The sequence below is a fragment of the Phascolarctobacterium faecium genome (genome assembly GCF_003945365.1).
Taxonomy (GTDB): domain Bacteria; phylum Bacillota; class Negativicutes; order Acidaminococcales; family Acidaminococcaceae; genus Phascolarctobacterium; species Phascolarctobacterium faecium.
This window is the reverse complement of record NZ_AP019004.1, coordinates 775,187-787,432: the sequence shown is the minus strand read 5'-3', so window position 1 is coordinate 787,432 and position 12,246 is coordinate 775,187. Positions and strand designations below refer to the sequence as shown.

Annotated in this window: 8 protein-coding genes and 1 riboswitch; of the genes, 3 read left to right on the top strand and 5 right to left on the bottom strand. The window is 43.5% G+C overall.

Going from position 1 to position 12,246, the window contains the following annotated elements:
• The first annotated feature begins 55 nt into the window (after window positions 1-55).
• Window positions 56-934, top strand: coding sequence for a DMT family transporter (locus PFJ30894_RS03845; RefSeq protein ID WP_021718148.1), 879 nt, complete (start codon window positions 56-58; stop codon window positions 932-934).
• A 48-nt stretch (window positions 935-982) separates the two neighbouring features.
• On the opposite strand, the gene crcB is transcribed toward PFJ30894_RS03845, so the two are convergent.
• Complete coding sequence (gene crcB, locus PFJ30894_RS03840) at window positions 983-1,357, bottom strand: fluoride efflux transporter CrcB (RefSeq protein WP_021718147.1); 375 nt, start codon at window positions 1,355-1,357, stop codon at window positions 983-985.
• 44 nt (window positions 1,358-1,401) lie between these two features.
• Window positions 1,402-1,487: riboswitch (Fluoride riboswitch) on the bottom strand.
• A gap of 85 nt (window positions 1,488-1,572) precedes the next feature.
• On the opposite strand from crcB, the gene PFJ30894_RS03835 reads away from it, so the two are divergent.
• Window positions 1,573-2,049 (top strand): DUF523 domain-containing protein, encoded by a 477-nt coding sequence (locus PFJ30894_RS03835; protein WP_021718146.1) that lies wholly within the window; start codon window positions 1,573-1,575, stop codon window positions 2,047-2,049.
• 121 nt (window positions 2,050-2,170) lie between these two features.
• On the opposite strand, the gene PFJ30894_RS03830 is transcribed toward PFJ30894_RS03835, so the two are convergent.
• From PFJ30894_RS03830 to ftsH, 3 genes are all read right to left on the bottom strand, one after another.
• Window positions 2,171-3,442: an SLC13 family permease gene (locus tag PFJ30894_RS03830; protein WP_046430226.1), complete on the bottom strand. Its 1,272-nt coding sequence runs from the start codon at window positions 3,440-3,442 to the stop codon at window positions 2,171-2,173.
• Window positions 3,443-3,826: 384 nt separating this feature from the next.
• A complete protein-coding gene (locus tag PFJ30894_RS03825; RefSeq protein ID WP_113077980.1) occupies window positions 3,827-4,966 on the bottom strand; it encodes an FAD-dependent oxidoreductase in 1,140 nt (379 codons plus the stop codon).
• Complete coding sequence (gene ftsH / locus PFJ30894_RS03820) at window positions 4,941-6,833, bottom strand: ATP-dependent zinc metalloprotease FtsH (protein WP_021717544.1); 1,893 nt, start codon at window positions 6,831-6,833, stop codon at window positions 4,941-4,943. The genes PFJ30894_RS03825 and ftsH overlap by 26 nt, the downstream gene beginning before the upstream one ends.
• A gap of 379 nt (window positions 6,834-7,212) precedes the next feature.
• Between ftsH and PFJ30894_RS03815 the strand changes: the two genes are divergently transcribed.
• Window positions 7,213-10,653, top strand: a complete 3,441-nt coding sequence (locus tag PFJ30894_RS03815; RefSeq protein WP_125669106.1) for a pyruvate carboxylase — start codon at window positions 7,213-7,215, stop codon at window positions 10,651-10,653.
• Window positions 10,654-10,710: 57 nt separating this feature from the next.
• On the opposite strand, the gene hutW is transcribed toward PFJ30894_RS03815, so the two are convergent.
• Window positions 10,711-12,237, bottom strand: a complete 1,527-nt coding sequence (gene hutW, locus PFJ30894_RS03810) for a heme anaerobic degradation radical SAM methyltransferase ChuW/HutW (protein WP_125669105.1) — start codon at window positions 12,235-12,237, stop codon at window positions 10,711-10,713.
• Between the last annotated feature and the right edge of the window lie 9 nt (window positions 12,238-12,246).

Sequence of the window (12,246 nt, the reverse complement as noted above, 5' to 3'; positions counted from 1 at the left end):
TTATCAGCTGTATGCTAAACTGTTAAATATCTTAGATAAAAAAAGAAGGTTTAGCATGTTACAAAGCGCTTATATATCGATCATCTCCGGTGCCAGCTTATGGGGGCTTATCGCTCTTTTTTTCAAATTTTTAACCGCCTGCGGTTTCTCGCCACTGCAGATAGTTGCTCTGCGGGTATTATTTGCAGCTGTACTGATGACTGCTGTTATTTTTAAAATAGATCCTAAGTTATTAAAAATCCGCTGGCGTGACAGCTGGCTTTTTATCGGAACAGGAATTTTCAGCCTGGTCTTTTTCAACTACTGTTATTTCCGCTCTATCGAAAGCAGTTCAATCTCTATTGCAGTACTGCTTTTATATACAGCACCGGTTTTTGTAATGCTGCTTTCTATATTTTTGTTTCGCGAAAAATTTACACGCTGCAAAATGCTGGCACTTTTGTCAACTTTCTGCGGCTGTACTTTTATTACTGGTATCTTCAGCAGCAAAATGACATTGACCTTAGAAGCCTTTGGTTTCGGACTTGCCTCTGGTATCGGTTATGCCCTGTACAGTATTTTTAGTAAACTGGCATTAAGGCGTTACAACACACTTACAATTACCGCTTACACATTTTATTTTGCGGCCATCGCCGCATTACCTATGGCTGAACCATTACAGCTTTTCACCTTGCTTGCAGATTTGCGTGCTCTTATCGGTGCCATTGCCATAGCCTTGATCTGTACTGTGGCCCCATATCTGCTTTACACTCGCGGTCTTCAGGATGTAGATGCAGGTCAGGCATCTATTCTTGCTACTTTAGAACCACTGGTCGCAGCCGCTATTGGCATTTTTATTTTTGGAGAATCTCTGACAACTGCTAAAATCCTTGGCATGATCCTAATCCTATCTTCTATTTTTATCTTAAACACAGCTAAAAACAATGTAAAATAATACCATATCAATGTCTAAAAAACAGCCGGTTTAAAAGCCGGCTGTTTTTTATAAAGAGCGCGCTGCCATTGCACCAAACCAAGCACAAACAACACCCACGACAACACTGCCAATAATATTCAAACCAGCACCTGCCAGATTACCTTCTGACAGCAGCGTCAGCGATTCATAGCTAAATGAAGAAAATGTTGTCAATCCTCCCAGAAAACCAACGCACAATAATAAACGCCAATAAGGGGTCAACAAACCTTTCTCTGTAATCAGCACCATTAAAAATCCCATTGCCAGGCAGCCTGCCGCATTGACAATAAAAGTAGCCCAAGGCCAGTGGCAATGCCAGCGTATAAAAATATAATTTGTAACCAAATAACGGCTTACGGCACCAATACTGCCGCCGAGCGCCACTGCTAATAATTCCTGCATCTTTCTTCCACCTTTACAAAAAAATAAAAAGCCGATACTTCGCCTACACGGCAGAAGTCATCAGCTTATCAACTCTAAGCGGTTCAAACGACTAAAGTCATTTAGGGAGTACCCCATTCCCTTTTATTACCTTACCAGTTTTGGCATGCTCTGTCAATTCAGGTTGCCAAAAATTCACACTTAAGTTAATATTTAATCAGTAAAGGAGTGTGCTTATGTTACTTATAAGTGCTTGTTTATTAGGAGCAAAAGTAAAATACAACGGCAGCAGCAATTACTGCACACTGCTTGCCAAATATAAAGATTGTGGTCTTTTTATACCGATCTGTCCAGAATGCCTGGGACAGCTTACTATACCACGTCTACCAGCAGAAATTACCGGCGGTGATGGCAGCGACGTTCTTAACGGCACTGCTAAAGTATACGACAATGCTGGCTATAATGTTACAGAAAATTTTATCAAAGGTGCTGAAGCTGCTCTGGAAGTCGCCCGCAGAAAACAAATAAAATTTGCGGTTCTCAAAGCGCGCAGCCCTTCCTGTGGTACAGGGAAAATTTATAACGGAAATTTTAACGGTACACTTATGAACGGTGATGGCGTAACCAGTGCTTTATTGAAACAAAACGGTATTACCGTTTATACCGAACTTGATTTAACTGAAGAACTGCTTAACGAACTATTGGTTAGATAATAATTATAACAAGAGATATATTTATAGTTTTATATAGATAAAACAGAAAAGCGCTCTTAAGAGCGCTTTTCTGTTTTTAAAAAGGAGAAATTTATGTACAATTCTTCCTCAGTCGTCCCAATTAACCGGGGAAGAAAGGCCAAACCATCGGAATAACGATGATGGAAACGATGAAGCAGAGGATAACTAAAGGCACGCCGACTTTTACATAGTCCATAAACTTGTAACCGCCAGGTCCCAACACCAACGTACAGGGAGGAGTGCCTACCGGAGTTGCGAATGCACAGGATGCTGCTACGCCGATCGCCATCAGTACTGCTTTCGGAGACGCGCCGAGCTGCTGGGAAATCGCTACGCCTACCGGCGCCAGCAATGCTGCTGCTGCCGTATTAGACATGAACTGCGTCAAAGTACAGGAGATAATAAACAGTACTGAAGTCATAATGATCGGGGTAGGAGAACCACCCATTAGGCTTACTGCCCACTCGGCGATCAATTTACCGGCACCGGTCTTATCCATTGCAGTGGACACAGGCATCATACCTGCAAACAGGAAGATAGTTACCCAGTCGATAGAAGCATAAGCCTGTTTTTCAGTCAGACAGCCGGTCAGTACGCAAACCAGCGCACCGATGATAGCTGCCATTTCCAAACTGATGCTCTTAAGGTCAAGCGCCATAACGATGACTACGACTGCCAGAATCAAACCGGAAATGATCTGTTTTTTACTGTCATGTACAGTAGCTTCGATTTCCTGCTCGATTTCCTGATCCGCATCCAGCTCAGCTTTCGGAAGCAAATACTTGCCGATAAACATCATGTAAGCGATCGCTACAACTGTCAGAGGAATACCTATCCAGGCAAATTCGAAAAAGGAGAATGGCTCATAACCAAAAGAAGTCAGAGCACCGGAAACGATAATGTTAGGCGGTGTACCTACTAAGGTAATGATACCACCAACGCCTGCGGCGTAAGCCAAAGGCATCAACTGACGGGAAGCCGGGATCTTAGCTGCGGCGCAGATGCCAAGAACAACTGGCATCAGACAGGCTGCCGTACCTGTATTAGACAGAACGGAAGATAAACCTGCGCCGACAATCATGATACCAAACATCAAACTGTTTTCGCTGGTACCGGAGAATCTAACGATAGAAATACCGATTTTCTGTGCCAGACCAGTATGGAACATGGCAGCACCAACAACGAACATACCTGCGAAAAGTACTACTGTTGAATTAGAAAGGCCCGAAAAAACCTGTTTGGCCGGGATAAAACCCAAAAGGCCGCATGCGATAGCGCCACTCATAGCAGTGATGGCCAAAGGAATAAGTTCAGTAATAAATAATAAAGCCACTATTGCCAGAACGATTAGACATTTTACTGCCGGTGTCATAAGACTCACCTCAATTCTCAAAATAGACTACATAAAATTTCTCCTTCGCTTTTGAAAGCTATTGCTTTCTTAACCTTTATTGTAAAGATTTTTTTCAACTTATGCCGAAGTTAATTGTTAACAAATCTGTTACAATATTGCTGATAATATTTGAATTAAATTAAACAAATGTTCAACTTTTTGTTGCTGAGGCAACATATGTTCGTAGATTAGCTACTGAAGCCATTCTCCAGCCCCATATATTCCACTTTATTTTAAAGTATATAAAAACATTTTTACGTTGTATTTTAATCACCCTGCTATTTTTATTTAAAAATTCGCTTGCATTTATTAATAAAATAAAAACGCCAATATCCGTAAAAGGATATTGGCGTTTTTTTATAATTATTTTTTTAAAGCATGCAAATATTCAGCACATTCAACAGCCGCATTACGACCTTCTGCAAAAGCCCATTCCACAACACCTTGCCCACGCCGAGCATCGCCTGCTGCAAATACACCGGCACGTGAAGTATCAAAATAGCCGCTTCCTTTAGCGATCGTGCCAACAGGAGTTTTATTAAAAGCAAAAGTACTGAACACAGCAGGCTCCGGTCCTGTAAAACCAGTAGCAAGCAGCAAAAGCTGCGCCGGGATTTCTGACTCCGAGCCTTCGATCAACTGTGGTTTAGGCAAGCTGCCCGAAGCGGAGCTTATCCATTCTACCTTAGCGATGCGAACCCCTTTTACAAAGCCATTATCATCATATAAAACATCCTGAAGCATAGTGCCGTATGATAATGTAGGATCACTGCTGACCAACTCACAGAAACCGTCCTGCGTTTTTCCGGTCATCTCACATTCCCTCAGCTCCAGCTGAAGGATACTACGGGCCCCTTGGGCAAAAGCCACTGCAGCGCAGTCGATACCAGTATCTCCTCCGCCTATAATCACTACATCCTTACCTGCCGTATCAGCGGGAACAGATGTGTTTTGCTCCAACATTTCCTTCGTTACATAAGTCAGAAAATCTTTAGCATAGTAAACACCTTTAGCATCATCGCGGATCATTTTCAAACGTCGCGGTGAAGTACTGCCAACACAAACAATAATCGCAGCAAATTCCTTTTGCAGATCGGCAAAAGTTACCTGCTTGCCTATTTCTGTCTGCAGACGAAATTCCACTCCTGCATCCTGCAGCGCTTCTATTTTCTGCATGACGATATTTTTAGGAAGCTTAATATTAGGTACGCCATACATCAAAAGCCCACCCGGACGATCGTCACGCTCAAAAACCGTCACTTTAAAACCTAACCGAGTCAATTCGTCAGCACTGCCTAAACCAGCAGGACCTGAACCAACGACGGCAATTTTCACCTCGCCATCTGCACGCGCCACAGAACTGGGAATAGGATTAATCATAAACGCTTTCTTTACAAGAAAATCTTCAAGCTCTCTATCTTCACCCCATAGCTTTAAACGAGGCGGTAAATCTGGCAGTGTCAAAAAAGTCTCTCTGTCAAATACTGCTTGCTTCCTCAGCATCAGCTTCACCTTCTTTTACAACCGTCGCAGAAGTTTCAATAACATCAGCTTCACTATTCAGCAAACGCATAAACTCCTCGCCGGTAATCGTTTCACGTTCCAGCAGAAAGGCTGCCAGCTCGTGTAATTTTTCTTTATTTTCTTCCAGAATCTCACGCGCTTTCTGATGAGCTTCTTTGATAATTTCCAAAACTTTGGCATCAATTTTACTGGCTGTTTCGTCAGAACAGTTCAACGAAGGATCTCCGCCAAGATAAATATTAGTCATTGTTTCGGTAGCCATCATATCGAATTCTTCCGTCATACCCAGGCGGGTAACCATCGCACGCGCCAGCTTGGTAGCCTGCTCAATATCATTGGAAGCACCGGACGTAATAGAACTGAAAATAACTTCTTCTGCAGAACGTCCACCAGTAATAGTAACGATCTTATTGAAAAGTTCTTCTTTACTCATCAATACATTATCAGTTTCAGAAACCTGCATAGTATAACCCAGGGCTCCAGATGTACGAGGGATAATCGTAATTTTATGGACAGGAGCTGATTTTTTCTGCAAAGCAGCTACCAGTGCATGTCCAATTTCGTGATAAGCAACTATTTTCTTTTCTTCCGGCGGAATTACAGCGCCTTTACGCTGATAACCGGCAATAACTACTTCAACAGATTCCTCTAGATCGCTTTGGCTTACACAGGTACGGTTCATTTTGACAGCACGCAGGGCAGCCTCATTGACAATATTCGCTAATTCAGCACCAGAAGCACCCGCAGTAGCTCTTGCTACCGTCAAATAATCAATATCATCGCAGGTTTTAATTGCCTTCGCATGCACTTTCAGAATTGCTTCACGTCCCTGTAAATCAGGCAGCTCAACAGGTATACGGCGGTCAAAACGACCTGGACGCAAAAGCGCTTTATCCAATGATTCCGGACGGTTAGTTGCAGCTAGGATCACAACACCTTTACTGCCATCAAAGCCATCCATCTCTGAAAGCAGCTGATTCAAAGTCTGCTCACGTTCATCATTGCCGCCAAATTGTCCGCTGTCACGACGCTTGCCAATAGCATCTATCTCATCAATAAATACGATACAAGGAGCTTTTTCCTGAGCCTGCTTGAACAGATCACGGACACGCGCCGCACCCATACCAACAAACATCTCAATAAATTCACTGCCGGAAATACTGAAAAACGGCACTTTCGCCTCACCTGCTACAGCTTTAGCCAGCAGAGTTTTACCTGTACCAGGAGGACCAACCAGCAAGGCACCTTTTGGCATATTGGCTCCGATAGCCTGATATTTCGCAGGATTATGTAAAAAATCCACTAATTCCATCAATGCTTCTTTAGCCTCATCCTGCCCGGCTACATCGGCAAAACTTTTACCAGTCTGTGCTTCTACATACACCTTGGCATTACTCTTGCCAAAACTCATGGCATTGCCACCACCCAGTTTGCTGCCCATATAACGCATAAAAAGCTGGCCCAATGCGAAGAATATCATGATCGGTAAGACCCAGTTCATAAAGAAATTAACAAGCGGTGAATTTTCCTTTGGAATAACCTGCGAAAATTCTACTTTGCTCTTCATTAAGCGGTTAACCAAATCAGGGTCTTCTACCCTGCCTGTTACATAAATTACTTTGTTATCACTGTCTTTCGCAAGAACAGCTATCTTATTATTAGTGATCTCTACTTTTGCAACCTTACCATCGTCTACCATCTGTAAAAAGTTACCATAGGAAATCTCTTTGACCTGCGGGCTGAAAAACGTTGGTACGATAACCGTATTGATCAGTAAAATTATTGCCAAAGCCAAAATATAATAGTAATAAAGCGGCTTTTTAGGGGGAGCTTTTTTCTCTGGCATATCCGAACCTCCAAATATGTACATATATTGTACTTACATTATTATTCTATATTAAATGATAACCGTTCTTCGATAATTAAACAAGCAAAAAATCTGTGAAAGTCGGCAATAATACTTTCTTTTTCATTAAATAAAGTATCGAAATAATTTCTAAAAATCCTAACCACTGTTCTGCCCTGATTTTCCTGTCAGGAAACAGTCCTGCAAATTTTATGCATATACCGAAAAATTTTACACTAAAAAACCACAACTTAGCCGGTGTTTCAAAAAATGTATACAAAGTGCAGTGCAAGAATTATGTATACATGAACTTTTGATGTTGCCAGAAGTACTTTTTTCTTATACAATGGATACGGTCTCAACCAAAGGAGGGTTTACCATGAAAAAAATTAAAACAGTTCTAGTTGCTAACCGCGGCGAGATCGCGATACGCGTTTTTCGTGCTTGTAATGAATTAGGCATCCGTACTGTAGCAATATACTCTAAGGAAGACACTTTATCTCTGCATCGTAACCGTGCCGATGAAGCTTATCTGGTCGGTGAAGGCAAAGGCCCCATAGACGCTTATCTTGATATTGAAGACATCATGCGTATTGCTCGAGAACACGATGTCGACGCCATTCATCCCGGCTATGGCTTTTTATCAGAAAACAGCCAACTGGCTAAACGCTGCGCTGAAGAAGGATTCATCTTTATCGGTCCGTGTCTTGAACACCTGATAATGTTCGGCGATAAGATCAATGCCCGCACGCAGGCTGAACTGGCTGGTATTCCAATGATTCCCGGTTCTACCGGCACAGTCAGCAGCGTAGAAGAAGTACGTGCTTTTGCGGGGAAACACGGTTTCCCGATCATTATCAAGGCTGTTAACGGCGGTGGCGGACGCGGCATGCGTATGGTAGCTTCCATGGACGAGCTGGATCAGGCTTACAGCCTTGCCAAATCAGAAGCACTCAAAGCCTTCGGCAGTGACGAGATCTACCTTGAAAAATATCTGCAAAACCCTAAACATATCGAAGTACAGATCATCGGCGATACCCACGGTAACATTGTACATCTGCACGAACGTGACTGTTCCGTACAGCGCCGGCATCAAAAACTGGTCGAAGTTGCTCCTGCTTTCTCTCTGCCTCAGCAGCTGCGCAGCCGTATTTGCGAAGCAGCCGTTAAATTGATGAAAAATGTTGATTATATCAGTGCTGGCACAGTTGAATTTTTAGCAACACCGGACAATAATTTCTACTTTATTGAAGTTAATCCAAGAATTCAGGTTGAACATACAGTTACCGAAGAAATCACCGGTATCGATATTGTACAAACACAAATTAAAATTGCTGAAGGCTATTCCATCCATGATCCTGAAATAGCGATCCCCGAACAAAAGGACATCATTACCCATGGCCATGCTATCCAATGCCGTATCACTACGGAGGATCCGGCCAACAATTTTATGCCAGATACCGGTAAACTGATCGCTTATCGCAGCGGCGGCGGCTTTGGCGTACGCCTGGACGGAGGTAATGCGTTTACTGGTTCCGTCATCACCCCGTACTACGATTCCCTGCTCGTTAAAGCAACCACCTGGGGACTGACACATCAAATAGCTATCAGTAAGATGCTGCGCTGTCTGAAGGAGTTCCGTATACGCGGCGTTAAAACCAATATTCTCTTTTTGGAAAATGTACTGCAGCATCCGCAATTCACTGACGGCAGCTACAGCACTAAATTTGTTGATGATAACACCGACTTGTTTATTTTCCCTAAAACACATGACCGCGGTACTAAACTGCTCAATTATATTGCCGATATCTCTATCAATGGCTATTCTAACGTAGGTGTACAGCCAAAACCGGAATTTGCCCCCCTGAATATGCCCAAGCCCTTTATCGGTAAGATTCCTGATGGCAGCAAACAGGTTCTTGATGCCCATGGCCCTGCAGGATTGGCAAAATGGGTACAGGCCCAAAGTGAAGTACTAATCACTGATACCACTTTCCGCGACGCACATCAGTCATTGTTTGCGACTCGTCTGCGTACAAACGATATGATGAAAGTAGCAGCTGCTACAGCAGGAAAACTTCCAAACCTTTTCTCATTCGAATGCTGGGGCGGCGCTACCTTTGACGTTGCTTACCGTTTTCTCGACGAAAGTCCCTGGGATCGGCTGCAGCAATTCCGTATAAAAGCCCCTAATATTTTACTGCAAATGCTGCTGCGCGGAGCCAATGCAGTTGGCTATACCAGCTATCCTGATAATGTCGTCAAAGAATTTATTCATCTGGCCGCCAAAAACGGTGTCGATGTTTTCCGCATCTTTGACAGCCTCAACGGACTTGATAATATGCGTCTTTCCATAGATACTGTGCGAGAATGCAATAAAGTTGCCGAAGCGGCACTGTGCTATACCGGCGATATTCTGGACCCCCGCCGGGATAAATATGATCTGAAATATTATGTGGATATGGCTAAAGAGCTGGCAGCCGCCGGTGCCAATATTATTGCAATCAAAGATATGGCTGGACTGTTAAAACCTGAGGCGTCTTACCGCCTTGTCAGTGCTCTCAAAGACGCTGTTGACCTGCCGATACATCTGCACACACATGAAGGCAGCGGCAATGCTATCCACACTTACGCCCGTGCCGTCGATGCCGGTGTTGATATTGTTGATACAGCGATGTCCGCTATGAGTTGCGGCACTTCTCAGCCCAGCGGCAGCAGCCTCTATTATGCGCTCAGCGGTCATCCGCGCCAGCCGCGTGTAGACGTCGATGCTATGAACGAACTATCCCGTTATTGGGAAACCGTACGTCCATATTATAAAGCCGCTGACCAGACCGAACTGTTTCCAAACCCGGAAGTATATGTACACGAGATGCCGGGCGGCCAATACACCAACCTTAAACAGCAGGCAACCGCTCTCGGTCTTATCGAACGTTGGGAAGAAGTCAAAGATATGTATCACCGCGTCTCAATGATGTTCGGTGATTTAATCAAGGTAACTCCTTCTTCTAAAATAGTCGGTGATATGGCTCTCTTCATGGTACAAAACGATCTCAGCGAAGAAGATATCTATGCTAAAGGTGACGTACTCGATTTCCCTGCTTCTGTAGTGGAATTTTTTGAAGGCCGTATCGGCGTTCCTTATCAAGGCTTCCCTCAAAAACTGCAGCAAATAGTTCTCAAAGGACGTAAACCTTTAGAAGGCCGTCCCGGCGATACTTTGCCGCCTGTTAATTTTGAGGAAATAAAAGCTAAACTTGCAGAACTGGAAGCACCTATTACAGAAGAAGCCGTCAGCTCTTACTGTCTCTATCCAAAAGTCTTTACTGACTGGGTCAAACGCGTACATGATTTCGGAGATGTTTCTGTACTTGATACACCAACATTCTTCTTCGGCATGAAAATAGGCGAAGAAATCAAAGTAGAAATCGAACAAGGCAAGATGCTGGTCATTAAGCTTGTACATATCGGCGAAGCCAATGCCGATGGTATTCGTACAGTATCCTTCGAATTCAACGGTCTGCCCAGGGAAATCGATATCAAAGACAGAAATGTCAAAGCTACCAATATCAGCCGCAAAAAAGCTGATAAAGCCAATCAGGGTGAGATCGGCGCTACTTTATCAGGTTCCGTTGTTAAAGTACTGGTGGAAAAAGGACAAGCAGTAACTAAAGGCACCCCGCTTGTAGTTACCGAAGCTATGAAAATGGAAACAACTATCGCCGCCCCAATCAGCGGTATCGTAGCCCAGATCCATGTAACAGCAGGTAACCGTATCGAAAGCGGCGACTGCCTGCTGGAAATCGAATTAAAAGCTTAAATAATAACCGATTAAAGCCCCTGTTCTTATTGAACAGGGGCTTTAATCATATAACTTTTAAGTACGATTTTCCATTGCACTCATCATTGTCAAAGCTGACTTTCTTCCCGCAACACGCGGCCCGTATACTAAATACTGCACAGCTATCATCACTGCACGATTCAATTGATTCTGCCAGAACAAACCCATTGGCGTCAGCTTATAAACACCATCAGCAGCTTCCATTAAACCGTTGTTACGCCAACGTTCCAATAAAGGAAACAACAATTCAGAAAAAGGTATTTCTGATAAGCTTCTCAATTTTTGAGGTTCAAAGACGCCACTGTCAAACTGACCTTTGATTGCGGCAAAAACAGGCGCAAACCCATCTCTTTCAAATAACATAACAAAAGGCTTTATACCCTTATCAACCAGGCTTCCATATTTTTCCAGATCAAACGGCTGCATATAAGCATAATTGCCTAATGATCCGCCGCAGCCGGCTCCGAAAGCCAGAACCTGCGCGCCTTCTTTCACCATAGTATTATAACGGCTTATTTCCCTGTCATCAGTTGCCCAATGGCAACAGCTCAGCTGACGGCAGCCATTCCTGCTTAAAAATTCTGCGCCGCTGACAAAGAGCTCTGCCAGCTTCCTCCCTGTAGGGAAATTACTCTGATCAGCTTTAAATTGATTGCCCAGCGGCGTCCCAGGAAAAATCTGCAGTTTATACAAATCGACACCACTAAGACCGCAATCCAGATAAAACTGTAAATCTCGCTGCAGCAATTCTTTTGTCTGCCCCGGTAAACCATAAATCAGGTCAATGATAACCTTTGTACCCGTCTCAGCAAAAAGCTTCAATTTACGCACAACTTCTTCGCAGGTATCAGGACGCCCCAGTTGTCGGCGCAGATCCGTAGCAAAAGTTTGCACCCCAAAGCTAAATCTGTTTGCACCATTTTCGATGCAAGCAGCAAGTTTCTCTTCGTCCATATCATAAATACTGCTCTCAACCGTAATTTCACAATCAGAACTTAAAGGAAGCACTTGGCGTACCTTCTGCAAAATACTGCTGAGCTGTTCTTTCGTCAAGGTTCCAGGAGTCCCGCCGCCAAGAAAGACCGCTTGGATTTCCGCAGTTTTCAAATAATGCATATTACGCATCTGTTCCAGCTCTGTCAAAAGCTTGGTTACATATTCTGCTTCTGCTTTTATTGAAGAACCCTGTTTAAAAAAGCTACAATAAGTGCATCTGATCTTGCAAAAAGGAATATGGATATAAGCTGCTATAGGCCTGCTGCTGGAAGCTTCACGCAAAAGCTTCTTGAAAGCATTCTGTCCCAGAGGCGACGGCAGCGGTTTGATGCCTTTATCTTCAAATAAAACATCAACTTCTTCCATTGCCGCATATGCGCTTGCAGCCTTCTCTTTGCCGATAATTTTTTCTAAATCCGGCAGACGCCAAAAGTGCTCCAGCCTCTTTTTATAAAAAACCATTAAGTCACCTTGCGGTTTCTCTGTCAGTAATTTATCCCAGGAACTAGTTATTTTGTCTTTAAGCATCATTTTGCCCAGCGTGGTGATTTTGTCTATTTTTTTCATTTTTAAAAT